The sequence below is a fragment of the Pseudarthrobacter sp. CCNWLW207 genome (genome assembly GCF_037203945.1).
Taxonomy (GTDB): Bacteria; Actinomycetota; Actinomycetes; order Actinomycetales; family Micrococcaceae; genus Arthrobacter.
The window spans coordinates 207976-234706 of record NZ_JBBCBS010000007.1 but is presented as its reverse complement, the minus strand read 5'-3'; the positions used below and the strand labels follow the sequence as shown (position 1 = coordinate 234706).

Below are 26731 nucleotides of genomic sequence, written 5' to 3'. Positions count from 1 at the left end.
TTCCCTGCGAAAGGCCCTCTTTGCTCTCCGTACAGCACCTCCATGCGAAAGGACGGCGGGACGATCTGCTCCCGCCCACCTCCCTGCAGACCGGAAGGGGTGAGCTGCTCCTCGTCTCAGCCGACCGCCAGGACCACCGGACAGCCCTGGCACTGACGTTGAGTGGCCGGATGAAACCCACGGAGGGGCGCATCAGTTGGGACGGCGAATCCGGAATCAAGCGCCGCCGCCTGGCCAGCGCACTGGTTGACTCCCCCGGCGTCAACGAACCCGAGCAACACCTAAGCGTCCGCGACCTTGTCACCGAGGACCTGGCCCTGATCCCGCGCCGCTACCGGGGTGCCCTGGTCAGCAAGCCCTGGCTCAAAGTCAACAGGTTCGAGGACATCGCAGACTTGTGGACCGAACAGCTGGCGCCGGAACGGCGCGTTGAACTGCTTACCGCCCTGGCCCTCGCCAACCCGCACACCGACCTCCTGGTGGTCGATTCCCCGGACCGGCACACTGCCAACTCCTCCGAGTGGCTGCCTCGCCTTGAGCAGTTGGCGTCCGACGTCGGCCGGCCCCTCGCCGTCGTCGCTACCGTAGCTGCCATTCCGGATGGGTGGACGGGGCCAACGGCAGCTGTGGGGAACGCCGTTCAGCCGCCCGCGGACGCGCAGTCCGAAGCGGTAGCTGCTGCGGAAATAGAAGAAGACCTCCTACTCGAAACCGAGGACGCCAAGTGACTGTGCTGCGGCTGGCCCGCTCCGAACTCAAGCGGATGACCGGCGGGCTCCTGCCCAAGCTGACCATCCTGGCCCTCGTCATGGTGCCGCTGCTCTATGGCGCCGTGTACCTCTATGCCAACTGGGACCCGTATGGCAACCTGAACCGGATCGATGCCGCCCTGGTTGTCGAGGACACCGGTGCCGCCTCCAGCGACGGCTCGGTGTTGCAGGCCGGAACCAAGGTGGCTGACAGCCTGGTGGAAGGAAACGTCTTCAACTGGCAGTCGGTCCCCACTGCGGAGGAGGCCGACCAAGGTGTCAGCGACGGCAAGTATGCCTTCGCGCTCAAGATTCCCAAGGACTTCTCCGCCAACCTGCTGTCTCCGGGCAGCTTTGATTCAGCCAGCCAGGCAATGTTGAACGTCACCACCAACGATGCCAACAACTACCTGTTGAGCACGATCGTGGACAAGCTGACAACCTCGGTCCACACCACTGTTGCCAAGGAAGTGGGCGAGGAGACAGCAAACCAACTGCTGACCGGCTTTGGCACGATCCATTCGCAGATGGTCAAGGCAGCCGACGGCGCCGGGCAGCTGGCAGGCGGCGTCGCCACACTGCACGACGGGACCGCCACCCTCCATGAAGGAAGCACGGACTTGAGTAACGGGGCCGGTGAACTGTACGCGGGGCAGCTGAAGCTGCGCGACGGCGCCAACCAGCTCACCGACGGAGCCGGCCAGCTAAGTAGCGGGTTGTCGCTGCTGAAGGACAGGACAACCACCCTTCCCACGGACTCGCAGACCCTGGCGAACGGCGCCGCCCAAGTAGCTGCCGGAAACGCCCAGCTCAACACCCGGGTCCAGGACATGGTTGCCCAGCTCGACGCCGCCGACCAGGGACTCCGGACTCGGGTCATCGAATCCAACACACGCCTGATCGCTTCGGGTGTGTTGACCCAGGCGCAGGCTGACAGTATTTTGGCCGATTTTGACTCCGTGGCGGCCTCCAGCCCGGTGGCCACCGCCAAGACCAGGATCCAAACCGACGCCGCGCAGATCCAGCAACTGGCAGATGGCTCCGAGGCCGTCAGCGTGGGCGCTGCGCAACTGGCTGCAGGCACCCCTGCGCTGAAGAACGCTGTGGCCCAGGCCTCCACCGGCGCCGACCAGCTCCACACCGGGGCGGCCACGCTGGCCACAGGCCAGCAGGCGGCCTTGGACGGGGCGGGCAGGCTCTCCGAGGGCGCGCAAACGCTCGACGCCGGCGCGGGCCAACTGGAGGCAGGTGCCGGTACCGCGGCGGACGGCTCCCGTACCCTGGCGGAGGAGATCGCGAAAGGCGCAGGCCAAGTGCCCAATCCCGACGACCAGCAAAAGAACAGCCTTTCGGAAGTCATCGCGGATCCTGTGGCCGTGAGCAACGTCTCCCAAGCGAAGGCTGACTCGTACGGGGCTGGGTTGGCTCCCTTCTTCCTGACCCTGGCCCTGTGGATCGGCATCTTTATGCTGATCCAGGCCATGCGCCCCATCACCCAGAGGGCGCTGGCATCAAACGCCCCGGCGTGGAAGATCGCCATCGGAGGGTGGCTGCCCTTCCTGGCGGTATCGGTAGTGCAGGCAACCCTGCTGACCTTGGTGGTGGACCTGGGCTTGGGGCTGAACCCGGCGCACCCTGTTCTGATGTGGCTGTTTATGCTGGCCGCCGCGATGGCCTTCAGCGCCATCATCCAAGGCGTGGTTGCCCTGCTGGGATCCCCGGGGAAGCTTGTGGTGCTCATACTGCTCGTCCTGCAGCTCGTCTCCTCGGGCGGCACATTTCCCTGGCAGACCACTCCGCAGCCCCTCCACGTGGTGCACGAGATCCTGCCCACGGGCTATGTGGTTTCGGGAATGCGGCACCTCATCTATGGCGCGGACCTCTCCATGATCATGCCCACCGTCCTGGGCCTGCTGGGCTACACCATTCTAGGCGCCGCGATGTCAACGCTCGCTGTCCGGAAACGGAAGTACTGGACGCTCAAGACCCTCAAACCCGAGATCGCGGTATGAGCCCGTCCGTGCAGGGTCCTGCGCCAGATCCTGCGCCAGATCCCGCGCACGGTCCGGCAGTGGATCCGGCGCCAGATCCGGTCCTGCGGCCGCGTGCCAACAGTCCCGCCGAAAAGAAACTCCGCCCGGCGCGGACCAACGCCACCCGGCAGAAGCTCTTTGATGCCTCCATGGAGCTGATCGGCGAGCGCGGCGCTGCCGGGGTGACCGTGGATGAGATCGCAGCGGCAGCGGGTGTCTCCAAGGGCACGGTGTATTACAACTTCGGAAGCAAGTCGGACCTGATTGCGCAGCTGCTGCGCCACGGCGTCGACATCCTGAAGGCCCGCCTGATGAGCGTCGGGACTGCTGGGGCCGGTCATGCCGGAGCCGGAGATCTGCCAGCCGCTGATCCGCTCGTGATGATGGAGGAAATGATCGGGCAGGCCATGGACTTCATGGCCGACTATCCCTCTTTCGCCCGGCTGTGGGTCAGCGAAAACTGGCGCACGCCCAGCGAGTGGCGGGACACGTTCGCCGTCCTCAGGGCCGAACTCTTGGCCGTGATCGGTGGTGCCATCGAGTCCGTGGCGGCCGCCTATCCGGTGGACCGGTCCATCTCCCGGGGCAGTCTCGAAACCGCTATTTTTGGTGCCTGCTTCGTGGTGGGGCTGGACCGCCAGACGTACAACCCTGAGCGCACCCGTGACCAAAGTGTTGCAGCAATCATGGCAATCATGCGCGGCTACGTGGTGAAGTAGCGGCCGCCTCGGGGATGATTGATCCCATGCGCCACATGGGTAACAGCGGGAAGTTTGCCTTGATAGCGGCCGTCGCCGCCCTGGGCATGCTGGTGCTAACCGCCATCACCCTTGAAGAGGCCGTGATGGTCACGTTCCTGGGGCTTGTTGCCCTGGCTTACGTTTCTGCCGTCGCAGAGGTCCTGGCGCGGGGACGCCGCCTGGCCCTGCTTGCCACCGGGGCGGGAACCAGCCTCACGGTTGCCTTCTCCTTGGCTTTCCTCAGCACGTGGGAGCTGGCGTTTGCCAACCAGTCGTCGTTCCTGGGGACACCGCTGCCCACCGGGGATCCGGACAACTACTTCTATTGGGCCGCTGCCTCCGCCGTATCCACGCTGTTTGTCCTGTTCCTTGCAGCGGTCTGGCCTGCAGGCAGGCAGCTGGGGGTGCGGGGCAAACCTTCGCCGGCGAACCGCAGGCCCGCATCCGCTGCCCGCCGGCAAGCTGCCAAAGGTGGAGCGCAACGCAGGCCCGCGCAACGGGCCACCACCCAGCGAACTTCCGTCCAACGAACTTCCACCCAGGCCAAATCGGCCCAGGGCAAATCCGCTCAGGGCGCGTCCGGTTCCCGCACGCCCACCCGACCGGCCGCGGCAGCCAAGCGGCCGTCGTCGTCCGCCTCCGCTGCCCGCAAGCCGGCACCCAAGCCTGCGCCCAAACCGGGCGGGGCCAGGAGCGCTCCCCGACGCTGACGCGTCGTGGCGCCTCCGGTGAGGACCGCCGTCGCCACCCCTCCCAGCAGAAGCAGCCCGCCTGCCAGCTCAGCAGGGGTGGGCACTTCGCCCAGCGCCAGCCACGCAGCGCTCATCCCCACCACTGGCACCAGCAAGGTGAAGGGAACAACGGCCGACGACGGGTAGCTGGCCAGCAGCCGGTTCCAGATTCCGTAGCCCACCAGCGAGGCGAAAATGGCCGTATACAGTGCGCTGATGATCGTGGCAGGCTGCAGGTCGGCCAGCGTGCCCAGCACAGCCTCCGGACCGTCCACCAGCAACGAAAGCCCGGCAAGGGGCAGCGGCACCACAGCGCCGGACCAGACCACCAGACCCAGCCCTGAGGCCGCCTTGGCCTGGCGGGCGACGACGTTTCCGGCGGCCCAGGACAATGCGGCTCCCAGCACAATGATGAGCGGCAGCAGCGGTGCTACGGCACTGCGGCCGACGGCCACAACGGCCAGGCCAGCGACGCCAAGGACGACGCCGGCCAACTGACGGCGGCTGGGCCGCTCCCCCAGGAAACCGGCCGCCAGGAGGACCGTCAGCAGCACCTGCGCCTGCAGGACCAGGGAAGCCAGGCCCGCTGGCATGCCAAGGGCCATTGCCAAGTAGAGAAGGCCGAACTGGCCTGCGCTCATAAAAAGTCCGACGCCGATGATCGCCTTCCAGCTGACGTTGGGTTTCCTGATGAAGAAGATCCAGGGGAAGACCACCAGGACGAACCGCATCGCCACGAACAACAGCGGGGGAACCTCACGGCCGTTGGCATGCAAGCCGAAGTCGATGGCAACGAAGTTCAGGCCCCAAAGCACGGCGACCAGGGCGGCAAGGAGGGAGTGGCGGAGGTTCACGGTCCCACTCTTACAGACACCCCGATGAAGCACCAGCATTGAATTCGACACGGGATCATGTACGTTTGCTTCATGATTGAAATCGGCTCACTTCGTGCCCTGGCGGCGATTGAGCAGCATGGATCTGTCATAGCAGCGTCGGAGATTATGGGCTTCAGCCCGTCCGCCGTCTCCCAGCAGATCAAGAAGCTGGAAAAGCAGACTGGTTTCGCTGTCCTCGAGCGCCGCGGCCGCGGGGTGCTGCTCACCGAACGCGGGCTCACGCTGGCAGCCTATGGCCGACGCATCCTGTCTGAGCTTGAGGAACTGGAATCAACCTTGCTTTCGGACCCGGCCAGACCCAGCGGGCACTTGAAGGTGGTGGCCTTCTCCACGGCTTGCCGCGGCCTGGTCGGACCGCTGCTGGGAAGGCTTGCCTCTTCCGGCGCGGACTTGGACGTGAGCGTGCTGGCCGAGGACCCGCGCGAAGCCGTGGCACGGGTGGCCAATGGGGAGGCCGACCTGGGTGTGGTGCACAATTGGAACTCCGTACCGCTGGTGATACCGGAGCATATGACGCTTGAGTGGTTATGCGAGGACATTGCCGACCTGCTGGTGCACGGCAGCCATCCGCTGGCAGGACGCGGCCACGTGGAGCCGGCCGACCTTGTTGATGAGCGGTGGATCAGCACACCGCACGGCGCCATCTGCAACGAGGCCCTGCTGAGGATCTTTGCCGATCTGGGCCGGGTACCGGACATCAAGGTCTACGATCCTGACTTCGCAACTCATATTTCCCTAGTGGAGCAGGGAGCCGTCGTAGCACTGGTTCCCCGCCTCGGCAGGCCGGCACTGCCGCCTGGCGTCATCCCCGTGCCACTGGTCAATCCCGTTCAGGTCAGGCAGGTGGGAATGGTTTACCGCCGGACCATGACGGCGAGCCCGGCCATCCAGCACGTCTCGGGACTGCTTCGACAGATCAATGGGCGCGCGGAACCTTGAACTTGGTGATCCGGGCGTCCTGGCCATCCAGTTCCGCCCAGGATTTATCTGTTTCCAGGACTGTGAGCGCGCTGGTGGGATACCGGGTGGCGGCGTCCATGTAGGCGTCGTGGTCGGAGTCGCGGGAAGCCAGGTGCATGGCGAGGTCCTGGACGCCGGGCATGTGCGAGATGAGCATCAGCGTAGTGACGGTATCGGGGACATGGTTGACCACGGTCAACATGCGCAGCGCAGAGGCGGCGTACAGGCCGTCCTCAAGCTTCGGCGTCGGCGCCTTATCTCCCAGTTCCGAGCACACCCAAGTGCAGGTCTGCCGCGTCCTGAGCGCACTGGAGCACAGGATGAAGTCGGGGACAATGCCATGCTTGAGCAGCCACCTGCCCGCCAGGGGCGCCTCGCGGTGCCCGCGTTCCTCCAGCGGCCGCTCGTGGTCGGCAACCCCACCCGGCCAGTCTGCCTTGGCATGCCGCATAATCACCAGGCGCTTGATGTGGTGGTCACTCATGTCCCCAAGCCTAGCGCCAGCTCACTTCAGTCGGGGAGGTCGCTAACCAGCAGCCGCGGAGGTCAATACTCACGAGCCCTGAACGCGGAAAGGGACACACGAAAAAAGGGAGGGCGCTGCAGCGAAGCGGGACATCCCGACAGCGCCGTTGTTGCGCGAGGGACGAGCGCAGGCGCAGAGGGATCGTGCCGCGAAAGCGAAAGCGCCTGCCCCAGCGGGACAGGCGCTTTTGCGCGTTTCTGTAGGACTAGATCGAGTATTCCGGAGCGGCCCAGACAACAACTTCCGGGTGCTCGTAGAAGCGATAGCCCTGGCCGCGGACGGTTCGCACCGTGTTGGCGAGGCGTCCGAGCTTGGAGCGGAGGCGGCGGATATGGACGTCAATGGTCCGCTCGTTGGGGACTTCCTCGGCGTTGCGCCACAGGCCTTCGAGCAATTCGTCGCGGCCCACGGTGCGGGTGCCGTTCTCCACGAGGTAGTTGAGGAGCTCAAACTCCTTGAACGTGAGGTTCAGGGATTCGCCGTCCAGGTGGACCTCGCGGCGGGCGAGGTCGATCAGCACGCCGGAGGGACGCGGGTCCTGGGCTTGCTGCTGGCGTGCGGTTTCGGTGCGCTGGCGAGCGTTGACTGTGGGGTCGCCAAAGGTGGAACGGACGACGTCGAGCGCGGAACCGGGGGTGCTGGCCGGTGCGACGGCCACTGCCGCGTAGCTTTCGGCCCCCGACACCAGCGACTGGGCGTAGGCGCGGATTTCCTGGGCAAGCTTGGCGATGGAGGTTCCGGCAGCAGCTGCAGTTTCCTCGTCGATGCCCATGTAGAGCACGAAGCCGCGGGCAACGTTGTCGTTTGCTACCGGCCGGACAGTGTTGGGTCCCGCCACAACCGGCGTGGGCGCGGTGACCGGGGCCGCGTCGGAGGGCTGCACGGCGCGGAGTTGGCCATAAGAGTTGGGGTTGTAGCCCTGCGGGGCGTAACCGGGAGCGGGGAAGCTGGTACCGGGCGCGGCGGGAGCGAACGCCGGGCGGGCACCGAAACCCTGGCGCAGGCCCGAGGGCTGGGCTGCCTTGGTGGCGTTTCGGACAGAGATGTGGACGTATCCGGATGCAACTGACATGGATTAGCTACCTCAATGTGAATGGCCGTCATCGCGGCTCGAATGCTTGGTTTCCCCGCAATGAGATCTGGGGAGGGGCGCCCGACGCTGGGCTGGGGGGCGAATGCCTAGGAACTTCGCGGGGTGTGAAGGTCAGGCGTGCATTCGACAACAGCGCATGTCGGCAGCAGCGGGTGTGCTGGGCCAATATTCTGCGGCTGCAGGTGCTGTTGAGTTCTTGTTCACAATTGAAGTGTGCAACGTAACAATGCGAACTTGCAAGTAACAATGGACGGATCGTTCCGCATAGTGAGACGAATTCAGAGAATGTGGCTCAGATCACGATTCTGACAGAGCGAAAAAATAACAGATGTTTTCCAGAACGATTGGTTGGAAAACCGTCTTTCCCGAATATTATTCGCCAGTACCCTCAAAAAGGCCAGCACGATTCACCAGCGATGGAATTGCTGAAATACACTCCTTGATTTGCCCTTGTGTCCAGCTCCGCCGCCATCCGGACAAAAAAATTCCATCCCTGTCCGCCCCGGAAACCGTCAGGAGCGTCGAAGGTGGCTCTGCTGGACGCCACCATAGCCAGGGGAAGTCCCGGTAGATCGTCAGGGGAGTCCGCCGCTGCGAAGCTTTCAGCTCGCTAGCCTGGGATTCACAGCCAGCGCACAGGAAGCCTAAAGCGGGGGCTCAACGACGGATCGGAGAGTTGTCCCATGGCCACTTCGCACTCCATGACCAACAACCTTCCCCAACTTAGCCACCCGGACGGCTCCCCCATCCGTGCCTTGGTGGTCGACGACGAACCCAGCCTCTCCGAATTGATGAGCATGGGCTTGCGCCTGGCCGGATGGTCGGTGGCCGTTGCCGCTGACGGCCCCGAGGCTGTGAAGCTCGCCAAGGAGTTCCGCCCGGACGTCCTTGTTCTCGACGTGATGCTTCCCGGGTTCGACGGCGTCGAGCTGCTGACCAGGATCCGCGCCTTCGCGCCTGAGGTACCGGCGCTCTTCCTGACTGCCAAGGATGCCGTCCAGGACCGGATTGTGGGCCTGGCTGCCGGCGGTGACGACTACGTGACCAAGCCGTTCAGCATGGAGGAGGTCCTCCTCCGGCTGCACCGGCTAGTGCAGCGCTCCGGCGTGGCAGCGATGGACACCGCTGAGCTGGTGGTGGGTGACCTTGTCCTCAACATCGATACCCGCGAGGTGACCAGGGCCGGCGATGAACTGCAGCTGACTGCCACGCAGTTCGAGCTGCTCCGGTACCTCATGGAGAACCCCAAGCGCGTCATCAGCAAGGCGCAAATCCTGGGCCGCGTCTGGAACTACGACTTTGGCGGGCAGGCCAATATTGTGGAGCTCTACATCTCGTACCTGCGCAAGAAGGTCGATGCCGTGCATCCGCCCATGATCCACACGGTGCGCGGCGCCGGATACGTCATCAAACCGGCGGACTAGGCCGTGCCCTCACTGCCTGCAGTGGCGTCCACGCATGGCCGGAGCTGGCTGAAGCCCTCCACTTGGCATCTGCGTACCCGCCTTGTACTGGTTGCCATGGCCCTGCTGGTGGCCATCTGCGGCGCCGTTGGCCTCTTCAGCTACGCTTCCATGGACTCGTTCCTTACACGCCAGCTCGACGAACAGCTCAGCCAGGCTGCCTCCCGGTCCAACGACCCCGGCCGCCCGCCGCTGGGCGGCTTCAACGGCAGGCCGGACCCGCTGGATTCCCGCGGGCAAAGCGTGGGTACGCTCAACGCCCGGATCCTGAATGGGCAGGTCAACAGCGCCGGATTCCTGGCCTCTGATACCACGCGTTCTCCCCTGTCCGCTGAGGACAAGGAGATCCTGCTGGCCCTCCAGGAGGATTCCCGCCCTGTGGACCGGACGCTCTCCAATGGCGAGTACCGGCTGATTGCAGTGGAAACGAACTACGGTGATGTCCTGGTGACCGGGCTCCCGCTCGCCGGCAAGGAAAGCACCCTCACCTCCCTGGTGTGGACCTTCGTTTTTGTTTCCCTTGGAGGGCTGGTCTTGATTGGCCTGGCCGGGACTATCCTCATCCGGCGCACCATGCAGCCGCTGAAGCAGCTTTCCGAGGTGGCCACACGCGTCTCGCGGCTCCCGCTGGACGCCGGCGAGGTGGCACTCGCGGTGCGCGTCCCGCCGTCGAACTCCAACCCCGGAACCGAGGTGGGCAGCGTGGGGCATGCGCTGAACCTCATGCTCGACAACGTGGCCAACGCGCTGCAGGCCCGGCAGCAAAGCGAGACCAAGGTACGGCAATTCGTTGCCGACGCGTCGCACGAACTGCGCACCCCACTGACCGCCATCCGTGGTTACACCGAGCTAATGCGGATGACCGAGAACTTCACCCCGGATGGCCGGAAATCGCTGGCCCGGGTTCAGAGCCAGTCCGAGCGCATGACCACGCTGGTGGAAGACCTGCTCCTGCTCGCCAGGCTGGACGAGGGCCAGCCGTTGAAACTCAGCGAGGTGGATCTGACGCAGCTGGTGATCGAAACCGTCAGCGACGAAAAAATCATCGCACCCGGCCACAACTGGCACCTTGAGCTGCCGGACGAGCCGCTTGCGGTCAACGCCGATGCGTCGCAGCTGCGCCAGATGTTGGTGAACCTGCTCTCCAACGCCCGCAAACACACCGTTCCGGGCACAACGGTCACCACGGCCGTGATGAGGTCCGACGACGGCAGTGCCGTAGTGACAGTAACGGACGACGGCACTGGCATCCCGCCGGAATTCGTGGACCACGTTTTTGCCCGGTTTGCCCGCGCAGACGCGGCACGGACGGGATCTTCACGGTCGTCCGGTGCGGGGGCTTCGGAAGGGTCCAGCGGGCTTGGGCTGTCCATTGTGCAGTCCGTTGTGGAAGCCCACGGCGGCAGCGTGGAAGTGAACTCCCGGCCGGGTCGGACCCAGTTCACGTTGCGCCTGCCGGTGATCAACGGCTTATAGCAAGGCAACGCACCGGCGTCGTGATCTCTGTTACCAAAATGTGACTTAAGCGTCGCGCTCCTGTAGCGTCGATGGGGTGCGGTTCCCTTTGAGCCGCATATCCGGATGACGCCAAGCTCTGCCGCTTCCCGGATTCCGCTTGACCAGGCAGAGGCGGGGGACCCAGAGTCCCGGGCACTGAACTGCCCTTGGGGTGAAGCCAGCACGTGATCTTTCCGTGTGGCCGGATGCCCTCATCCGAACCCGACAGCTAACTCCGCAGGTGTGAGAGGCGATCCATCATGTCTGAATTCAAGGTACAAGCGCGCCCAGAGCGCGGTGCACACAAAGTCAACGGCCGTGGCAAGACAGCCGCGCAACACACAAAAGCTTCGTCCCTAGGCAAGCGTGCAGCCATTTTCGGTGCGGCCTGCGCCCTCCTTATCGGGGTCGGCGCAGCAGGCCAGGCTTCCGAATCCATGACTCCGGTGGCGGTCAGCGGGACCCAGTCCTCGGCTGCAGAGCTAGAGTCCAACTTGCGCCTGGAAAAGGCCGAGATGCGGGCCAACCCGGCCCCCGAACCAGCTCCGGCCGAGATCAGCGTTGCCCCGCAGGCCGCCGAACCGGCACCCGCGCCCGCACCGGCACCGGCCGCAGAGCCCGCGCCCGCACCGGCTCCCGTCGTCGCCGTCAACGATCCGGCCGGGGCCCAGGCCTATGCGGCGAGCCAGCTTGGCAGCTATGGCTGGTCAGCCGACCAGATGCAGTGCCTGCAGACGCTGTGGACCAAGGAATCTGATTGGACCACCACGGCCACCAACGCGAGCAGCGGCGCTTACGGCATTGTCCAGTCGCTGCCCGCCGAGAAGATGGCGAGCGCCGGCGCGGACTACCTCACCAACTACCGCACGCAGATCAACTGGGGCCTGAACTACATCCAGGAGCGCTACCAGTCGCCGTGCGGCGCGCTGAATTTCCACTTGTCGAACAACTGGTACTAAGCCGGTACCTGCGGCTTCCGCCATCCGAAGCAGCAGTCCCTGAATCCCCCGGTTCAGGGCCTGCGGCTTTTTGGCGTTGCATGTTTGCGCGGGCCGGGCTTCCGTGGCCTGCGGCTCCGGGCCATACTGGGGCCATGAAATTTACCACAACCATTCTGGGCAGCGGCAACAAGGCTGGTATTGAGGTTCCGGAGGAGGTTGTGACTGCCCTGGGCGCAGGCAAGCGCCCGCCGGTGGTGGTAACCATCAACGGCAAGAGCTACCGGAGCAGCATCGCGGTGATGGGCGGGCAGAGCCTGGTGGGTGTGAGCACCGCCAACCGGGAATTCACCGGCGTAGAGGCTGGCGACACCGTTGAAGTGGATCTGGAACTCGATACACAGCCCCGGATCATTGAAGTCCCGGATGACCTGGCCGCAGCCATGGCCGCCGAACCGGATGCCCAGGCGTTCTATGCCACCCTGAACTACAGCACCCAGCGCCGTTATGTGGAGCCGCTCGGGGATGCCAAAACGGAGGAAACCAGGGCGAGGCGGATCGCGAAGATCGTAGCCGACCTCAAAGCCGGAAAGAAATAATCCGCCGTCCTGCGGCGTCCGTCTCCACCGAGGCCGTGACCGCGGTGTAATCCGGGATATGAAGCACTCCCGCCGGTAATTCGCCCGTGTTTGGGCCCACCGCCACGGTCCGGATGCCCGCAGCCACTCCGGCCGCGATTCCAGCCGGGGCATCCTCAAAGACCATGGCATCCTCCGGCTCCACGCCCAGCAAGCCGGCAGCGGTCAGGTAGCCTTCCGGATGCGGCTTGCCGCGCGTCACGAGGTCAGCCGTCACGGCAGCGGCAGGCATGGCCAGTCCAGCGGCATCCATGCGGATGTCAGCCAGGATGCGGTCCGCCGACGTCACCAGGGCCACGGCATCCGCGGGCAGGCTCCGGAGCAGTTCGGAGGCACCAGGCAGCGCAACGATGCCGGCAGTCCGCACCCGTTCCATGGCACCAAGTTCTGCAGTGAGCGCAACGACGTCGGCACCGGCAGGCGCGAACCGGCGCACGGTGTCGCCTGCCTGTACACCGTGGGAGGTGCGCAGGATCTCGGCGATATCCAGGCCGTAGCGGGCGGCGAACTCGCCCCACACCTGTTCCACGACCGCTGTGGAGTCCACCAGCGTGCCGTCCATGTCAAAGAGGACGGCGCGGCAGGTCAGTGTTCGTGTGGCGGCAGGAAAGGGCAGGGTCATGAACCCCATTTTGCCCTACGAATTGCCTGAGGCGCCGCGCCCCGGGATGTACTGCACGGCCCACTTGTTCCCGTCCGGGTCCGCAAAGTACACGAAATGTCCCCAGTCCTGGATGTCGATATCACTCACGTCCACGCCGTTGCCCTTGAGGTGGTCATGGGCGGCTTGGATGTCATCGACGACGATCTGCAGGTTGGGTGCGCTGCCCGGAGGGGCATCGGTGAGCCCTTCGCCGATGCTGATCGAGCAGGCCGAGCCGGGCGGCGTCAGTTGGACGAAGCGGATGGAATCGCTGGGCCGCTCGTCGAAATCCGCGTTGAACCCCACCTTGTTGACATAGAAGTCCTTGGCGCGGTCGACGTCGGAGACGGGTACAAAAACGAGTTCAAGTTTCCAGTCCATCCGCACAGGCTAACGGGCCGATGCTGAATCCGGAACCCCGTAACCCCTGTCCAGAGCCGTCCGGCCGCTGCGGGGTCCCCTCGCTCCCGCCCCGGCTATCCCGCGATACCGTAAAGGCGGTCGCCGGCGTCGCCCAGTCCGGGGACGATGTAGGACTTCTCGTTGAGCTTTTCGTCGATGGACGCCAGGACGATGGTCACGTTGGCGTCGGACAGTTCCTCCTCCAGCTTGGCCAGCCCTTCAGGGGCGGCAAGCAGGCAGATGCAGGTGACGTCGGAGGCGCCGCGCTTGAACAGGAACTTGATGGCTTCGCGGAGGGTGCCGCCGGTGGCAAGCATCGGGTCCAGGACGAAGATCTGCCGGTCGGTGAGGTTCTCGGGGAGGCGTTCGGCGTACGTGATGATGTCCAGGGTTTCCTCGTCCCGGGCCATGCCCAGGAAACCTACCTCAGCGGTGGGGACCAGCTTGGTCATGCCTTCAAGCATCCCCAGGCCGGCGCGCAGGATGGGAACCACCAAGGGCGTGGGCTTGGTGAAGGCCGTGCCCACCGTGGTGCTCACGGGTGTCTCGATGGTCACCGGCTGGGTGCGGACATCGCGGGTGGCCTCGTAAGCCAGGAGCGTCACCAGCTCTTCCGTCAACTGCCGGAAGACCGGGGACGGGGTGTTCTTGTCCCTCAGGACAGTGAGCTTATGGGCGACCAGCGGGTGGTCCACAACGAGAGTGCGCATGCGTCAAAACTACCATCCGGGGATGGCGCCCCCGGGCCGGGAATCAGCTCGTATGATCGTCCCGGAGGACGGGGTGCTCGAACGTGGGCGCCGGGCCAACGTGCTCGTGTTTGCGGGTCAGATGGAACAGCCGGTGGGCCAGGATCACCATGGCCACCCAGGCCAGGCCCAGGAACCACCCGGCCATCACGTCCGTCAGCCAGTGATGGCCCAGGAACACCCGGCTCAGGCCCATCGCGATGATAAAAACCGCCCCGGCAGTGATGGCTGTGATCCGCGCCCAGAGGATCTCGAATTGCAGGCACATGATGTACACCAGTACGCCGATCACCACGGTGGTGTTGAGGGTATGGCCGCTGGGGAATGACGGCGAGGTCTCGTACGGCGGGACGGCTTCGGCGTGGTCCGGGCGGGTGCGGCCCACCAGCCGTTTGCCGACAGTGGTTGCGAACGTGGAAACGGCCGCAGCTCCGCCCACCAGGATAATGGGCCGCCAGGTCCTGCTCAGGAAGGTAAGCCAGGCTGTGAGGATGCTGGCCAGGATAGGCATGCCGATGCCGCCGCCGATGTTGGTGAAGGCCGTTACCCCTGCGTCGAGTTCCGGGCTACGCAGGTTCTGTGCCAGTTGCAGCGCGGGCAGGTCCAGGGATGCCAGGCCTTGGTCGTCCACGACGTCGTCGTACACCTCGGCACCCAGCAGTGCCATGATGACGACCAACGCGCCGCCCACCAGCAGCGTGATCCACAGCGCGGCATACGGCTTGAACCATTGGCCCAGGCGTTCCCTCAGGGTGTCCATGTCCACGGTGCCTCCCCGGCGTCGATGCTTTTCAAGGCTGGATATCCCTCGAAACTATCATTGAGCCATGGTCGCCGCAGAAAAAACCCACCACGAGTGGATGGGTCTTGCCTTGGACGAAGCCCGGCGCGCGCTTGCTACTGAGGATGTGCCCATCGGTGCCGTAGTGATAGGGCCCGACGGCGCGGTGCTGGGGGCCGGCCGAAACCAGCGGGAGGAACTGGGAGACCCCACTGCCCACGCGGAGGTGGTGGCCATCCGGGAAGCTGCCGAACGGTTGCGTGCGCGCTCGAAGCTGGGCGGGGGCACTGGGGACGGCTGGAGGCTGGAGGACTGCACGCTTGTGGTCACGCTGGAGCCGTGCGCCATGTGCGCCGGCGCCGTGGTGCTGGCAAGGATTCCGCGGGTGGTATTTGGCGCTTGGGATGAGAAGGCCGGCGCGGCAGGCTCAGTCTTTGACGTTCTCCGCGAGCGCCGCCTCAACCATTGGGTGGAGGTGTACGGCGGTGTCAGGGAAGAGGAATGCGGCGTACTGCTCCGGGATTTCTTCGCCGCGCACCGGAGCCGCGCCTAGGCGTCCAGGCCTGCGGCGTTCCGGCTTTAGGCGTTCTGGCCTGCGGCGTCCAGTGCGTCGATCCGGTCCTGGCGGGAGGCTGGCGAGTCGAGGCTGAAGGAGCGGAAATCGCCCAGTTCATCCCTGATCCAGGCCTCAACTTCGGCGATGCGCTGGGTTGCCGCCGGTGTGGGTCCTTCGAAGAGCCAGTACGCGATCCGCGCGTTGCCGGGATCGTATTGCCACAGTCCGATGATCCGGCCGCGGTCAAGGATGGGGTGGTCGGGAAGGTCGGCCTGAAGGGCCAGGGTGGAGCCGAGTAGTTTCTTGTCCTTATCCTGTTCGGCAATCATGTCCGCGGAGTTCCGCCGGAGCAGCACGAGGGAGTCGGTGCCGGCGAGCAATTGGATCTGTTCTTCCGCCGGTGCGTCGAAAGCAGCGAGGCGTTCGACGTCGTCGGGCAGCATCCACAGCACCTCGCCGTCCGCCGCAGGAACCTCCACAGCTCCGACGGCTGTGAGCCCTGCCTTCGTGTGCGCCATCGTGAACCCCGTGAACCATTGCGACTGTTTGAAGGTGGCGCCACCGGTCCATCCGAGATAGCGCTCCAGGAGGAGGGCGCGGGCTTCGTCGTCGTTCATGGAGGTGGGCGGTAAGCCCCATAGCGTGTAGGCGTACCTTTGCTGATCGAGGCGTCCGTTGACCGGCACGCGCCGGATCCTGCCGTCCGCCTGCAGGAGGCCCAGCGCCGTGGGCAGGGTGGTTGCGGCGCCCTTCTTTTTGCCTTCTTCACCGAGGTTCCTGACCGAATCGCCCAGCAGATCCTTGAGCTGTTTGGGATCCAAAGGGCCTCCTGCCTCGGCCAGCGCGTGAAGGATCTGCTCCTCCAGGAGTGTGATCTCGCCGCGCTCAACGCCCATCCTGGCGAGCACGCGAAAGGGTGCAACCGCGGCGTCCCTGCCGATCTGGAGACCCCAGGCGAAGTCCTCGTGGCCCAGGACATAGGTGCAGCCGCGGGCGGCTGGCAGCTCGTGGATCTTCAGGGAGAGGACGTCGGCGTCAGCCTGTTCGCGGCTGGTTCCGGCGCGGGCAAAGAGAGTTAGGTAGGGGTTGGCACCGCCCACGGAGCGCGCCCAGCCTGCCGTGGCAAAGACGTCGGCGGCTTCCGCGCCCAGGAGTGTGCCGTCGAGGCCTTGTTTGTGCCAGGCCCAGGCGCGCAACAATTCAGGAGTGAGCAGTTCCTGTGGCGGGGCTTGCGGGCTGAGGCTGGCGGCGGAGGACACGTGCGTGGTCATGCCTCATTGTGCACCGCTGGTACCTGCTGCGATAGGCGTTTCGTCAGCGGATCCGCTTGAGGTACTCAATCACGTTGCGGGCGGTGGCGTCCCATTGGGGCAACCTGTCCCGGGCGGCCAGGGCCGCGGCGCGCCAACTGCTGCGGAGCCCAGGTTCCGCCAGCCAACGCCGGATCACGGCGGCCAGCATTGCCGGATGGCTGGTGTCTGGACCGGGAAGCTCGACGGCCGTCCCGGGCAGGGCGGTAGCTTCGCTTCCGGGCTTTCCGTTCCCTTTGGAGGCCAGGCCCAGTGCCTCGACAGCGCCGGTCCCTTCGCGCACGATAACCGGAATCCCATGCGCCAGTGATTCAGTGACCACGAGCCCAAACGTTTCAGCCCGCGACACCAGCAGGCTGAGGTCTGCCCGATTCCATTCGTTTTCCAGTGTCTGTCCGGCGAGCTGACCGGTTAACCGCACCCGCCCTTCCATTCCTTGGGAGGCAATGGCCGTCCTGACCAGCGCTGCATAGCCGGGGTCGGCGTCGTCCGCTCCTACCAGGGAGGCCGTCCAGGCGATGTCTTGGAGCCCGGCGAGTGCGGCCACGGTCAACAACTGGTCCTTATTGGGGAGAAGTGCCGCCACCGCAACGATGTGGGGCGGGTCGGAACCAGCTGCCACTGGGGCGGCGTCGGTACCCGGGAGGGCCACCCGGCTGGAGACGATCCCGTATCTGTCTTTGATGGCGTCCGCCGCCCACGAACTGGTGCAGATGACGCCGGCAGCCGCGCGCAGAGCCCGCTGTTCGCCGTCCGCATGGCTGATCGAGGGCATATGCAGCAGGACGAAAACGTGCTGGCCGGCCGCGGCGGCGTACTCGATTTCATCGGGCACGCCGCAGGCGACGAGGCCGTCCACAATGCTGATCGTGGCCGCCTCGATTGCCGTTTTTTGCTCCCATGCGCCCACAAGGCTGCCCAGCCGGCGCCGTTCCTTGGCGGTGGAGTCCGGCCAGGAACCGTCGACGGCTAGGATTTCGACGTCGACGCCTTGGGCCCTCATGGCATCGGCGAGCTTCGCGTTGTAGACATTGCCGCCCGAATTGTGGTGGATATTGGCGGGGACAAGGAACCGGACGTCCACGGAAGTCAGTCGGTCAGGTCCAGCGAGTACGTGGCCCAGGCATCCGGGTTTTCACGCAAGGTGACGTCGATTCTCGTGAGTTCACGGCCGTCGTCGCTGTCTTTAAGCTTCCTGGCGGCGGCCTGGGCGATGTATTCGGCGAGTGCTTCGGTGGTGGTGAGCTTGCCCTCGAAGTCCGGGTGCTCGTCCAGGTTGCGATAGTTGAGGCCGGCCAGCACGTCCTCGATCATGCCGCCGGCAGCACCGATGTCCAGGACAATTGCGTCCTGGTTCAGTGCACGACGGCGGAACGCCACCTCGGCCACAAAGGTTGCGCCGTGAAGTGCCTGGGCGGGGCCGAAGGCCTCACGGGGAAGGCTGTGGGCGATCATAAAGTGGCGGCGGACGGTCAGGCTGAACACAGGCTACCTCTAGTCTTTGGGGCTGGTTTTGGCGGGATCGGTTGATACGTGGCTGGTTGCTGCGGGGTCAGGGCTGGCGGCGTTGGGGTATTCGATCACGTGGCAGAGGGCTTCGAGGGTCCCGTCGGCCAGGTCCTGGACCACCGCCGGAAGGTCCGTGAACGGAGAGGCGCCGGTCAGGAACACGTCAAAGACCGGATCCTTGAGGAGAGATACGGCGAGGTCCAGCCGGTCTGCGTTGGTGCGCCGGTGCCTGCGGGCCCTGGCCACAACGCCCACTTGGCTGGCACGGATGGAGAGCCGACGGGCGTGGAAGTCCTCGCCGAGTGGCAAGGTGACCTCGCGGTTGGCGTACCAGGACATTTCGATGACGTCCCCCTCGTCGCCCGTTAGCTGCAGGCTGCGCTCCAGGCCCTCTTGGGAGGCGGAGCAGTGGAACACGATGTCGCAGTCCGGCTTCGCATCGTCGGGGTGGGCGAAATCCACTCCGAGCCAGTCTGCAAGTTTCCGGCGCTCCGGATCGAGGTCCACCAACTGAAGGCGGGAAAGCGGGAAGCTTCGCAACAACGTGGCCACCATGCCGCCCACCAGGCCGGACCCCACCACGGCGATCCGGTCCCCCATTCGTGGGCCGGCCTCCCAGAGGGCATTAAGGGCGGTTTCCACGGTTCCGGTGAGCACCGCACGGCGGGCGGGAACGCCGTCGGGGATTCTTGTGAGATCGGCAATGGCACTCACGTAGCGGTCCTGGTGGGGGTTGAGGCAGAAGACCATCTGGCCCAGCCAGTCTTCGGGCCCCTGTTCAACAATGCCGACGGAGAGGTAGCCGAACTTCACGGGAGAAGGAAACGAGCCCTCTTGATGTGGGGCGCGCATCTCCTGGGCCACTCGCGGTGGAACCGAACCTTTATGCACGACAATTTCGGTGCCCTTGCTGATGCCGGAGTAAAGGGTGCGGACCAGGGCTTCGCCTGGCCGCGGCGCGGGCAAGTCCTCGCACCGGAGCTCGCCGTGCTGCGGTCCCGTGGTCCAATAGGCGGTTGCCTGCGCTGCTTTGTCTGGATTAGTCATCTTGCTTATGAATCTAGTCCCCGGAACGCGCGCGGCGAAAGCCACCCCCTCTATGGGACCCGTTGTGGCTCCTCAAGCCGGGCCCACTCCGGCAGGGGATCTTGGGACACGTCGTCTTCAGGCACGGTGCCTTCGGGCGCAGCTGACACCCGTTTCTGATCGTCAGGCTCGTAATTGGGCATGGCGGGGCTGTGTCCTTGGTCCGGGAGCAGACCGAGGATCTGGTGTGGCCATTGGGGTGGTTCCCAGTCTTGGTGTTCGCTTTTGTAGTGGCGTCCGGTGGGTGAGGTCCAGCCGGGTGGTTTGTCGATGCTGGCTTCGGTGGGTGTCCAGGCGGTGGTGTGTTTCAGCCGGTGGTGTTTGGGGCAGGGCTGGCCGAGGTTGCTGATGCCGGTGGTGCCGCCGTCGGCCCAGGCCAGGAGGTGGTCGGCTTCGTTGTCCAGGGACTGGTTTGAGCAGCCGGGGAAGGGGCATTTGCCGTCCCGGAGTCTCAGCCATTGGCGCATCGCGGCGGGGATCCGGTAGCTTTGGCGGCCGATCTCCAGTGGTGCCCCGTTCCGGGGGTCGGTCAGGACGCGGTGGAACGAGCCGGCACCCTCAGCGACGAGCTTCCGGGCCATCGACGCCGGAATCGGCCCGTATCCGTCGAGGGTGGCGGGTTCGTCGGTGAGGCCCATCAGCGCGAACACCGGCACGGTCACGAGGACCTGCGCCGTCGGCGACGGGACCCGGCCCGTCATGAAGTCGTTGCCCGGCAGGACGTCGCTGCCCGCCACGACATCATCCCCCGCCACCATTCCGCCGGCCGGGGTACTGCCTGCGGCGGGGTTGATGGTGGCGGCGCCTGCACCTGCGACCGCGGCGATGCCATGGGTGCTGCCCCCGGCCGGGCTGCCCGTGGGGAATCCTGCGCTCAGGAGCAGTTTGGCGGCGACGTCGGCGCGGAGCTGGGTGATGGTGCGGGTCTCGGCCGGGCCCTGGAGGGTGCGGGCGGTGGCGGTGATGCCGTTCCAGATCCCGGCGGCCCGGTCCGCGGGCAGGTAGGCCGAAAGCCAGGCCATGCCGTCCCGGTCCGGGACGTATTCCAACCGCCGGTCCAACACGCTCCTGGCGTGGCGTTTTTCGATACTCACCGGGTGGTGGCGTTCCCGCCAGGTCCTGGCCTTGTGCCGGAACCGGGACGGGACCAGCTCCCCGGCCGGGCACTCCCGCACCCGGCCCGGAACGTCCGGGCCCAGGAAACGGGCCTCCAACGCCGCCGCCCCGGCAGCATCCAGGCCGGTCGTTTCATCGACCATGACCTTCGCGTGCTGCCACGACAGATCGCCCTCCTGCAGGGCGGCCAGCGTCAGCGGCAGGGCAGTGGTCAGTTCATGGGCCTGCGCCAACAGGGCCGAGGCCGAGCGTTCACTGACCGTCAGGGCACAGGCGACCTCGGAGACGACGGCCATTTCCTGGGCGGTGTGTTCGCCCGGGCTCCTGACCGGGCCGTCCAGGGCCGCAGCCTTCGCGGCATACGCGGCGGCCAGGCGCACCCTGAACGCCGCCACCATCGCGTCCACCCGGACCGAACCGCCCAGCCCGTCCAGGCACGCATCGGCCTGCCCCCGCAAAGGATCACCACCCCCGGAACCGCGGCCACCCAGCCCCCGGCGCATACAGGCAGCAAACTCGGCCGCAGCAGCCTCGAAAGCCTCCACCGCCTCGTCAACACCCGGGATCCCCATACCCCCATCATCCAGCGACCCGCCAACAAAAACAGCCCAGCACATTCCCTATGTGGATAACTCAACGCATACCCTTGGCAGCCAATGATGACCAGTGCCGGGAATCGATGGATGGTCCGCTCCTGCTCGGGCCGGAACCTATGCCGTTTTGGGGATGCACGGCAGGCTCCGGTAACCTATTCAGGTTGGTGACGTGTCCGAGCGGCCGAAGGTGCAACACTCGAAATGTTGTTTGGTGTAAAAGCCAACGTGGGTTCAAATCCCACCGTCACCGCCACGTAGCAAAACCCCTGCTTCCCTTTTGATAAGGGAAGCAGGGGTTTTGCTTTTACACCTGGACAACGGATCTCGGCCCGACTGATTTCGTCACTGACGAAGGCCATCTGCGGGCGTTAGTGCTCGGTGCCTGCCGCAGCAGCCTTCCTGGCGTTCTTCTCGGCGTCCTTCTCGGCGCGCAGGGCCTCGGTCTCATGCTGTTCCTCGGCCTTTTCCTGGTGGATGACCTCTGCGAAAAGCTTCTCCATCTCCTTGGCCACGCCGGCGGCTGAGGCCGGGTTCTGGCCCGTCACCAGCCGCTCGTCAACCACGACCTTCTCCTCAAAGACGTCAGCGAAGACGTGTGTGGCGCCTTGCTCTTCAAGCCGGTCGGCCAAGAAGAACGGGATGACCTTGTCCTTCCCTGCGGCAACCTCCTCGTCGTTGGTGAAGGCAGCAACCTTGCGGCCTTCGACGAGGCGAAGCCCGTTTTTCAGTTCAACGTTAAGCAGTCCGGCCGGTCCGTGGCAGACCGCTCCCACCAAGCCACCGGCGTTGTAGACGCTGGCCACCAGATTTTGCAAGCCTTCGCTGTCCGGGAAGTCCCACATGGTGCCGTGGCCGCCCACTAGGAAGACGGCGTCGTATTGGTCGGGATCTACAACGTCAACGCGGGCAGTGTTATAGAGACCGGCGCGGGTGGTCTCATCCTCCGTGAAGGCCACCTGGATGGGATCTTTTGAGTCCACCTCGTCGCGCGGGGGCTGGCCGCCCTTGATGGACGCAAAGTCGACGAAATGCCCGGAATCCTTGAAGACCTTCCAGGGATGTGCAGCTTCGGCCACGTTGTAGCCGGTCTTCTCTCCGGTATCGCCAATCTCGGAAACGCTGGTCAGTACCATGAGGATTTTCTTCATGAAGTGTTCCTTTCGTCTCACTGCCACCCTACGCCCCGGCCCATGTGCGGCTCTCCCTTCCCGTCCATAGGGGTTCAAACCGCCACCGGCACATGACAAGGCCCCTACTCCCCTGCGAACGCAGGCAAGTAGGGGCCGCGTGCTTGACCGGGTTCGGCCCTGTAGCCGTGCCGGCTAGAGCTTGTCCGTCTTGTCCTCACCCTTATGGCTGCCGCTGCGCAGGTTCTCCTGGACCTTGCCGAAGAGGTCCTTAATGGTGGTCTCGGCGCTGGAAATGGGATCCAACTGGAGGTAGACGTTGTGGGTGAGCGGAAGATCGTACTCGTCCTTCAGGTGCGTTCCGCCTGCCACTCCGTCCAGGGACAGGTAAACCAGCGCCTCTGTTCTGGCGATCCCTGCGATCTTGCCAAAGACGACCGTGAATTCGTTTGACTGAAAGCTGACGGTGTGGCCGATGTGGGTGCGGTCCAATTCACCAGCGGGAACTGCCTTCTCAGATTGGCTTCCGGTGTAGTCCATCACATTCTCCTCAAGGTCGCTCCAACATCTACGCCAGCAGTCTAGCCCTGCCCCAAGTTGCGGTATATAGCCAACTGGAGGCCTGCACAAACACCGGTAGCGAGGCTGGTTACTTCCTCCATTGAGCCTGCAGGACCCTTCGGGTTGTATGAACTGGACCCGCTAATTTGCCGGGCACGCAAAGACTAAAGGAACAACCGTGACTTCAAGGACGAATCGCGTCAAAGCCCCGGGAATTTGGGAGGACGTCCAGGTAGGAGACTATGTGGTGCTCACCCGGAACGGCCACACCGAGTACTCCGGCGAGGTCGACACCAAGACGATGGACGGCGAGACGGTCTGGGTCAAGACGCCCATAGGTGGCCGGAGGCTCTTCCATGTCAGCGACGGCTTCGAACTCACTGGTAGTCAGCCGTGACCGACCCCTGCCCCGACGACTGTCCTTACTGCTCCGGCCCGGAAACGGACTGACTCCCGCGGCCCGTAAGTTGGGACGCGGTCAGCAGCACTGCCACACTGGGTGCTGAAGCCGCCTGCGACCTCAAGGAGCCACGCCATGACGCCCGCCTACGCCACACCCGCCCAGCCACACCGCATCACGGAATTGTTCGGCACGGACGTTCCGGTGGTCCTCGGCCCTTTCGGCGGCGTCTCTTCCGTAGCGCTGACGGCAGCCGTGAGCGACGGCGGCGGGCTGGGTTCCTATGGCCTGTACGGCTACGGCGCGGATGCCATCCGCACTACCGCGGCTGAGCTGAGGAAGGCCACCCCTAAGCCATTTGCCCTAAACCTCTGGGTCCCCACGGGCGACGAAATCACCGATCTCCCCCAAAAGGACTTCAACAATTACGTCGAAACCCTCCGGCCTTACTTCGACGAAGTAGGGCTGCCTGTTCCGGCTATGCCGGACCGCTACCTGGCCGACTACGACGAGCAGGTGGAGGCCACGCTGGAGGCGGCGCCCGCCGTCGTGAGTTTTGTGTTTGGGGTTCCCGCTCCGGACCTTGTCGAGGACGCGCACCGGCGTGGAATCGTGGTGGTGGGCACGGCCACGACCGTTGCGGAGGCCGTTGCCCTGGAGGCCGGCGGCGTGGACGCCGTAGTGGCCAGCGGCATGGAGTCCGGCGGCCACCGGGTCTCTTTCCTGAAGCCCGCAGAGGAGTCCCTCATCGGCACGTTCGCCCTGGTTCCCCTGGTGAGGGACGCCGTCGGAATCCCGGTGATCGCCGCCGGCGGCATCGCTGACCGCCGCGGCTACGCTGCCGCACTGGCTCTCGGCGCCGACGCTGTCCAAGTTGGCTCGGCCTTCCTGGCCACCCGGGAATCGGCTGCCGTGCCGGCGTATCGTGCCGTGTTGCACAGCCCTGCCGCCAGCGAAACCGTCCTCACCCGGGCCCTCAGCGGGCGGCTGGCCCGCGGCATCCCGAACCGCATCATCGCCGACCTCTCCGCGTCCGGCGCAATAGCCCCCTTCCCGGTCCAGAATTGGCTCACCGGCCGCTTCCGGCCGCAAGCAGCGGCCCAGGGCAACACGGAGCTGATGTCATTGTGGGCGGGCCAGGCCGCCTCGCTGATCCGCCACGACACTGCGGCGGACGTCCTGGCAGAGCTCCTCGCTGGCAGTCCGGTCTCCGCAGAGGGCGCCCCGAACCACCGGTAGAATCGGAAAGCCCACGCCTACACGCGCAGCGGCAGCCAAAATGTCACCAAAAACTGAGGGAGGCCCCGTGCGTACGCACCATGCCCGGACTCCCTTCCATCTCCTCCGCGCCGCCGCCGTCTCCGCGGGAATCCTGACGCTCGCTGCCGGGGCCCACGTCCTGGGCGGCGGAGACCTCCCCGCACCGGGAATCCTGCTGGCGGTGCTGACACTGACCGGGCTCGCTGCCACCACGGCCACCCGGTTCAAGCTCAATGGGGCCGCAATGATTGCGCTGCTTGGTGCCGGACAGCTCGCCCTTCACGAAATCTTCACAGCCTTCAGCGCCCCCGGCCTTTCCGACGGCGCCCTTGCCACCGGGCCGGGCGCGGCCGACATTCATCACGCTTCCGGCGCAGTTGCCCCCCTTGTCGGATCCACCACCCACCTTCATGGAACGGATTCCGCCGAAGGACCGCTGATGCTCCTTGCCCACGTGGTGGCAACGGCAGCCTGCGCCCTGCTCCTCGCCAAAGGCGAGGACGCCCTGTGGGGCTTAGCCGCGTGGCTCAGGCCGCTGGTCCGGCTTCCGGAGGCAATAACGCCCGACGTCGGTGCTGCAGCGGCGGTGCCCGGCCCGCCGCCGGTTTCCCCGGCCCGTCCCTGGCGGAACCTCCGGCAAGACTGCCGACGCGGCCCGCCTTCCGCCGTCGTGCTTTCCTGACTCTGCCCGCACCGGACCACAGGTGACGGGCCTCAACCCGTAATTCCGCACGCCCGATTCCGTCGCGTGTGTCCGAAAGGCAAACCCCATGAACACTTCCACCATTCGCCGTACCCTCATCACTGCTGCCGGCACCGCGGCGCTTCTGCTGACGGCCGCAGGCGGGGCGTCGGCGCACGTCGGAGTCACGCCGGACAAGACGGCCGCAAACTCGTACGCCCTTCTGACGTTCGGCATCCCGCACGGCTGCGAAGAATCAGGCACCACCAAGGTAGCCATCACCCTGCCCGCCGAGCTCAACGACGCCCAGCCCACGGTGAACCCCAACTGGACCGTCGAAAAGGTGACCGAACAGCTCGCGGAACCCAGGAAACTGGCCGACGGCACATCCATCACCAAGCGCACCAGCCAGATCGTCTACACCGCCAAGGCGCCCCTCGCCCACGATCTGCGCGACGCCCTGGTGCTATCCATGAAACTGCCCGACGCGGCAGGCACCACGCTCTATTTCCCCACCCTGCAGACCTGCGAAACGGGCCAGACCGACTGGTCGGAAATCGCCAAGGACGGCCAGGACCCGCACTCGCTGAAGGCTCCGGCGCCATCCATCACCATCACAGCGGCGGCCGGCACTGATAACCACGGTGCTGCCGCAACCGCGGCGCACTCCACCGAGCAGGCCTCAGCAGTGACGGACAGCGGCGCCGAGGCACGCAGCTGGGCTGGCCTGGCAGCGGGCGTGGGTGGACTGGCGCTCGGCGGTATTGCACTCGCCCGCAGCGGCGCGAAGCGCAAGCAGGAAGCGGCGACGCCCGGCCAGTAACCGCACAGGCACCTCCCAAACCCGGCGATTTGATGCCCGGATCATCACGATCCGGGCATCAAATCGGCACAGCCCCGCATTGCATCATTGACTCCTGTCACACCAGCCACAATCGTTGTGCCATGAGGTCTCAACTTTTGTCACAGGGGTTCGTCATTACGACGGCGGCTGCCGCAGCGGCACTGCTGCTCACCGCCTGCGGTCCAAGCCAGCCGCAGACGCAGGCAAGCACGGAACCCGGCTCTTCCTCCGCCAGCCCCACCACATCCTCAGCCGCACCCAGCACAACTGCATCGCTGCCGTCGTCAGCCACCCCCACGGCGGCAGGGCCCGCGCTGTGCAAGGCTGCCACCCTGTCCGCCGCCAACGATTCCACGGGAGGCGGGGCGGCTGGCAGCGTCTACATGACGCTCACCCTGACCAACACCGGCGCCGAATCGTGCCTGCTCAAGGGTTTCCCCGGTGTCTCCCTCACGGCCGACGCCAACGGAGCCCCTATCGGGGCGCCCGCAACACGCGACGAGACCACCCCTGCGGTGGACGTCCTGCTTGCCCCCGGCCAAAGCGGGGCGGCCGTTTTGCGCTACACGCAGGCGGGCAACTTCCCGGACTGCACCATGGTGCCTGCCGCCGGATACCGGATTTACCCGCCGGAAGACACTGCGTCCCTATTCCTGGCCCAGCCAACGCAGGCCTGCAGCAACGCCACGGTTGGTTTGCTGACCATCGGGGCTTTCCAGGCTGCCTAAGGAACCCCATCTCCCGGCATCATAAGTACACTTATGATGTTGGGGGTCCTGCCTGTTGCGGGATCCCGTCAGTGGCTGCGTTGACCGGCCAGCACAGCGGAGGCAGGGTGGGCTCAG

General features: G+C 65.4%; 28 protein-coding genes, 1 tRNA gene and 1 riboswitch. Of the genes, 15 read left to right on the top strand and 14 right to left on the bottom strand.

What is annotated here, in order from left to right; all coding sequences use genetic code 11:
- Positions 1 to 20: 20 nt before the first annotated feature.
- From V9L17_RS14435 to V9L17_RS14425, 3 genes are read left to right on the top strand one after another with little or no spacing between them, the layout of a single operon-like run.
- Complete coding sequence (locus V9L17_RS14435; RefSeq protein ID WP_337351930.1) at positions 21 to 728, top strand: ABC transporter ATP-binding protein; 708 nt, start codon at positions 21 to 23, stop codon at positions 726 to 728.
- Positions 725 to 2761 (top strand): YhgE/Pip domain-containing protein, encoded by a 2037-nt coding sequence (locus tag V9L17_RS14430; protein ID WP_337351929.1) that lies wholly within the window; start codon positions 725 to 727, stop codon positions 2759 to 2761. The genes V9L17_RS14435 and V9L17_RS14430 overlap by 4 nt, the downstream gene beginning before the upstream one ends.
- Before the next feature lie 59 nt (positions 2762 to 2820).
- Positions 2821 to 3501: a TetR/AcrR family transcriptional regulator gene (locus tag V9L17_RS14425; RefSeq protein ID WP_443198040.1), complete on the top strand. Its 681-nt coding sequence runs from the start codon at positions 2821 to 2823 to the stop codon at positions 3499 to 3501.
- Between the two features lie 589 nt (positions 3502 to 4090).
- Here the strand turns inward: V9L17_RS14425 and V9L17_RS14420 are convergent.
- Positions 4091 to 5107 (bottom strand): EamA family transporter, encoded by a 1017-nt coding sequence (locus V9L17_RS14420; RefSeq protein ID WP_337351928.1) that lies wholly within the window; start codon positions 5105 to 5107, stop codon positions 4091 to 4093.
- Positions 5108 to 5179: 72 nt separating this feature from the next.
- On the opposite strand from V9L17_RS14420, the gene V9L17_RS14415 reads away from it, so the two are divergent.
- The gene (locus tag V9L17_RS14415; RefSeq protein ID WP_337351927.1) at positions 5180 to 6088 is read left to right on the top strand and encodes a LysR family transcriptional regulator; all 909 of its coding nucleotides are present in this window, start codon (positions 5180 to 5182) and stop codon (positions 6086 to 6088) included.
- Here V9L17_RS14415 and V9L17_RS14410 read toward each other — a convergent pair.
- Together V9L17_RS14410 and V9L17_RS14405 are read right to left on the bottom strand one after the other, a co-directional pair.
- Positions 6066 to 6593: a SixA phosphatase family protein gene (locus V9L17_RS14410; protein WP_337348059.1), complete on the bottom strand. Its 528-nt coding sequence runs from the start codon at positions 6591 to 6593 to the stop codon at positions 6066 to 6068. The two genes, V9L17_RS14415 and V9L17_RS14410, sit on opposite strands and share 23 nt — an antisense overlap.
- A gap of 247 nt (positions 6594 to 6840) precedes the next feature.
- Positions 6841 to 7707, bottom strand: coding sequence for a winged helix-turn-helix domain-containing protein (locus tag V9L17_RS14405; protein ID WP_337351926.1), 867 nt, complete (start codon positions 7705 to 7707; stop codon positions 6841 to 6843).
- A gap of 704 nt (positions 7708 to 8411) precedes the next feature.
- On the opposite strand from V9L17_RS14405, the gene V9L17_RS14400 reads away from it, so the two are divergent.
- The 4 genes from V9L17_RS14400 (at position 8412) to V9L17_RS14385 (ending at position 12225) form a co-directional block, all read left to right on the top strand.
- Complete coding sequence (locus V9L17_RS14400; protein WP_337351925.1) at positions 8412 to 9152, top strand: response regulator transcription factor; 741 nt, start codon at positions 8412 to 8414, stop codon at positions 9150 to 9152.
- 3 nt (positions 9153 to 9155) lie between these two features.
- Positions 9156 to 10667, top strand: a complete 1512-nt coding sequence (locus V9L17_RS14395) for a sensor histidine kinase (protein WP_337351924.1) — start codon at positions 9156 to 9158, stop codon at positions 10665 to 10667.
- A gap of 116 nt (positions 10668 to 10783) precedes the next feature.
- Positions 10784 to 10943, top strand: a riboswitch (cyclic di-AMP (ydaO/yuaA leader).
- Positions 10944 to 10948: 5 nt separating this feature from the next.
- A complete protein-coding gene (locus V9L17_RS14390) occupies positions 10949 to 11647 on the top strand; it encodes a hypothetical protein (RefSeq protein WP_337351923.1) in 699 nt (232 codons plus the stop codon).
- A 134-nt stretch (positions 11648 to 11781) separates the two neighbouring features.
- Entirely contained in the window at positions 11782 to 12225 is a 444-nt protein-coding gene (locus V9L17_RS14385) for a YdeI/OmpD-associated family protein (protein WP_337351922.1), read from the top strand.
- Here V9L17_RS14385 and V9L17_RS14380 read toward each other — a convergent pair.
- The 4 genes from V9L17_RS14380 to V9L17_RS14365 form a co-directional block, all read right to left on the bottom strand.
- On the bottom strand, positions 12206 to 12895 hold the full coding sequence (locus tag V9L17_RS14380; protein ID WP_443198039.1) for an HAD-IA family hydrolase: 690 nt from the start codon (positions 12893 to 12895) through the stop codon (positions 12206 to 12208). The genes V9L17_RS14385 and V9L17_RS14380 overlap by 20 nt on opposite strands.
- A gap of 6 nt (positions 12896 to 12901) precedes the next feature.
- Positions 12902 to 13288 carry a glyoxalase superfamily protein gene (locus tag V9L17_RS14375; RefSeq protein WP_337351920.1) on the bottom strand — a complete coding sequence of 129 codons (387 nt, stop codon included), beginning with the start codon at positions 13286 to 13288 and terminating at the stop codon, positions 12902 to 12904.
- A gap of 95 nt (positions 13289 to 13383) precedes the next feature.
- Positions 13384 to 14019 (bottom strand): uracil phosphoribosyltransferase, encoded by a 636-nt coding sequence (gene upp, locus V9L17_RS14370; protein WP_078029912.1) that lies wholly within the window; start codon positions 14017 to 14019, stop codon positions 13384 to 13386.
- 43 nt (positions 14020 to 14062) lie between these two features.
- A complete protein-coding gene (locus V9L17_RS14365; protein ID WP_337351919.1) occupies positions 14063 to 14818 on the bottom strand; it encodes a phosphatase PAP2 family protein in 756 nt (251 codons plus the stop codon).
- A 67-nt stretch (positions 14819 to 14885) separates the two neighbouring features.
- Here V9L17_RS14365 and V9L17_RS14360 point away from each other — a divergent pair, with 67 nt between their 5' ends.
- Complete coding sequence (locus V9L17_RS14360; RefSeq protein ID WP_337348050.1) at positions 14886 to 15392, top strand: nucleoside deaminase; 507 nt, start codon at positions 14886 to 14888, stop codon at positions 15390 to 15392.
- A gap of 26 nt (positions 15393 to 15418) precedes the next feature.
- Here V9L17_RS14360 and V9L17_RS14355 read toward each other — a convergent pair whose 3' ends face one another.
- The 5 genes from V9L17_RS14355 to V9L17_RS14335 are packed head-to-tail and all read right to left on the bottom strand — an operon-like array spanning position 15419 to position 20988.
- Complete coding sequence (locus V9L17_RS14355) at positions 15419 to 16666, bottom strand: DNA glycosylase AlkZ-like family protein (RefSeq protein ID WP_337351918.1); 1248 nt, start codon at positions 16664 to 16666, stop codon at positions 15419 to 15421.
- A 43-nt stretch (positions 16667 to 16709) separates the two neighbouring features.
- Positions 16710 to 17789: a glycosyltransferase family 4 protein gene (locus V9L17_RS14350; protein ID WP_337351917.1), complete on the bottom strand. Its 1080-nt coding sequence runs from the start codon at positions 17787 to 17789 to the stop codon at positions 16710 to 16712.
- A gap of 5 nt (positions 17790 to 17794) precedes the next feature.
- On the bottom strand, positions 17795 to 18190 hold the full coding sequence (locus tag V9L17_RS14345; RefSeq protein ID WP_337351916.1) for a 6-pyruvoyl trahydropterin synthase family protein: 396 nt from the start codon (positions 18188 to 18190) through the stop codon (positions 17795 to 17797).
- Positions 18191 to 18199: 9 nt separating this feature from the next.
- Positions 18200 to 19261, bottom strand: coding sequence for a zinc-dependent alcohol dehydrogenase (locus V9L17_RS14340; protein ID WP_337351915.1), 1062 nt, complete (start codon positions 19259 to 19261; stop codon positions 18200 to 18202).
- A 50-nt stretch (positions 19262 to 19311) separates the two neighbouring features.
- Complete coding sequence (locus V9L17_RS14335; RefSeq protein ID WP_337351914.1) at positions 19312 to 20988, bottom strand: HNH endonuclease signature motif containing protein; 1677 nt, start codon at positions 20986 to 20988, stop codon at positions 19312 to 19314.
- Between the two features lie 187 nt (positions 20989 to 21175).
- On the opposite strand from V9L17_RS14335, the gene V9L17_RS14330 reads away from it, so the two are divergent.
- Positions 21176 to 21265 (top strand) — tRNA-Ser (locus tag V9L17_RS14330).
- Positions 21266 to 21380: 115 nt separating this feature from the next.
- Here the strand turns inward: V9L17_RS14330 and V9L17_RS14325 are convergent.
- Complete coding sequence (locus V9L17_RS14325) at positions 21381 to 22160, bottom strand: type 1 glutamine amidotransferase domain-containing protein (RefSeq protein ID WP_337351913.1); 780 nt, start codon at positions 22158 to 22160, stop codon at positions 21381 to 21383.
- A gap of 174 nt (positions 22161 to 22334) precedes the next feature.
- Entirely contained in the window at positions 22335 to 22679 is a 345-nt protein-coding gene (locus tag V9L17_RS14320) for a hypothetical protein (RefSeq protein ID WP_337351912.1), read from the bottom strand.
- A gap of 199 nt (positions 22680 to 22878) precedes the next feature.
- Here V9L17_RS14320 and V9L17_RS14315 point away from each other — a divergent pair, with 199 nt between their 5' ends.
- The 5 genes from V9L17_RS14315 (at position 22879) to V9L17_RS14295 (ending at position 26614) form a co-directional block, all read left to right on the top strand.
- Positions 22879 to 23097 (top strand): hypothetical protein, encoded by a 219-nt coding sequence (locus V9L17_RS14315; RefSeq protein WP_337351911.1) that lies wholly within the window; start codon positions 22879 to 22881, stop codon positions 23095 to 23097.
- A 138-nt stretch (positions 23098 to 23235) separates the two neighbouring features.
- Positions 23236 to 24339: an NAD(P)H-dependent flavin oxidoreductase gene (locus tag V9L17_RS14310; protein ID WP_337351910.1), complete on the top strand. Its 1104-nt coding sequence runs from the start codon at positions 23236 to 23238 to the stop codon at positions 24337 to 24339.
- A 67-nt stretch (positions 24340 to 24406) separates the two neighbouring features.
- Positions 24407 to 25042, top strand: coding sequence for a hypothetical protein (locus V9L17_RS14305; RefSeq protein WP_337351909.1), 636 nt, complete (start codon positions 24407 to 24409; stop codon positions 25040 to 25042).
- A gap of 88 nt (positions 25043 to 25130) precedes the next feature.
- The gene (locus tag V9L17_RS14300; protein WP_337351908.1) at positions 25131 to 25865 is read left to right on the top strand and encodes a YcnI family copper-binding membrane protein; all 735 of its coding nucleotides are present in this window, start codon (positions 25131 to 25133) and stop codon (positions 25863 to 25865) included.
- Positions 25866 to 25987: 122 nt separating this feature from the next.
- A complete protein-coding gene (locus V9L17_RS14295; RefSeq protein WP_337351907.1) occupies positions 25988 to 26614 on the top strand; it encodes a DUF4232 domain-containing protein in 627 nt (208 codons plus the stop codon).
- Positions 26615 to 26731: the final 117 nt, after the last annotated feature.

What these genes read in the sequence shown, in the direction of transcription:
- V9L17_RS14375 (WP_337351920.1), bottom strand. Translation starts at nt 13,288, where the DNA reads ATGGACTGGAAACTTGAACTCGTTTTTGTACCCGTCTCCGACGTCGAC.
- V9L17_RS14320 (WP_337351912.1), bottom strand. Translation starts at nt 22,679, where the DNA reads ATGGACTACACCGGAAGCCAATCTGAGAAGGCAGTTCCCGCTGGTGAA.
- V9L17_RS14410 (WP_337348059.1), bottom strand. Translation starts at nt 6,593, where the DNA reads ATGAGTGACCACCACATCAAGCGCCTGGTGATTATGCGGCATGCCAAG.
- V9L17_RS14365 (WP_337351919.1), bottom strand. Translation starts at nt 14,818, where the DNA reads ATGGACACCCTGAGGGAACGCCTGGGCCAATGGTTCAAGCCGTATGCC.
- V9L17_RS14385 (WP_337351922.1), top strand. Translation starts at nt 11,782, where the DNA reads ATGAAATTTACCACAACCATTCTGGGCAGCGGCAACAAGGCTGGTATT.
- V9L17_RS14360 (WP_337348050.1), top strand. Translation starts at nt 14,886, where the DNA reads ATGGTCGCCGCAGAAAAAACCCACCACGAGTGGATGGGTCTTGCCTTG.
- V9L17_RS14340 (WP_337351915.1), bottom strand. Translation starts at nt 19,261, where the DNA reads ATGACTAATCCAGACAAAGCAGCGCAGGCAACCGCCTATTGGACCACG.
- V9L17_RS14380 (WP_443198039.1), bottom strand. Translation starts at nt 12,895, where the DNA reads ATGGGGTTCATGACCCTGCCCTTTCCTGCCGCCACACGAACACTGACC.
- V9L17_RS14415 (WP_337351927.1), top strand. Translation starts at nt 5,180, where the DNA reads ATGATTGAAATCGGCTCACTTCGTGCCCTGGCGGCGATTGAGCAGCAT.
- V9L17_RS14335 (WP_337351914.1), bottom strand. Translation starts at nt 20,988, where the DNA reads ATGGGGATCCCGGGTGTTGACGAGGCGGTGGAGGCTTTCGAGGCTGCT.
- V9L17_RS14325 (WP_337351913.1), bottom strand. Translation starts at nt 22,160, where the DNA reads ATGAAGAAAATCCTCATGGTACTGACCAGCGTTTCCGAGATTGGCGAT.
- V9L17_RS14405 (WP_337351926.1), bottom strand. Translation starts at nt 7,707, where the DNA reads ATGTCAGTTGCATCCGGATACGTCCACATCTCTGTCCGAAACGCCACC.
- V9L17_RS14310 (WP_337351910.1), top strand. Translation starts at nt 23,236, where the DNA reads ATGACGCCCGCCTACGCCACACCCGCCCAGCCACACCGCATCACGGAA.
- V9L17_RS14295 (WP_337351907.1), top strand. Translation starts at nt 25,988, where the DNA reads ATGAGGTCTCAACTTTTGTCACAGGGGTTCGTCATTACGACGGCGGCT.
- V9L17_RS14300 (WP_337351908.1), top strand. Translation starts at nt 25,131, where the DNA reads ATGAACACTTCCACCATTCGCCGTACCCTCATCACTGCTGCCGGCACC.
- upp (WP_078029912.1), bottom strand. Translation starts at nt 14,019, where the DNA reads ATGCGCACTCTCGTTGTGGACCACCCGCTGGTCGCCCATAAGCTCACT.
- V9L17_RS14355 (WP_337351918.1), bottom strand. Translation starts at nt 16,666, where the DNA reads ATGACCACGCACGTGTCCTCCGCCGCCAGCCTCAGCCCGCAAGCCCCG.
- V9L17_RS14400 (WP_337351925.1), top strand. Translation starts at nt 8,412, where the DNA reads ATGGCCACTTCGCACTCCATGACCAACAACCTTCCCCAACTTAGCCAC.
- V9L17_RS14390 (WP_337351923.1), top strand. Translation starts at nt 10,949, where the DNA reads ATGTCTGAATTCAAGGTACAAGCGCGCCCAGAGCGCGGTGCACACAAA.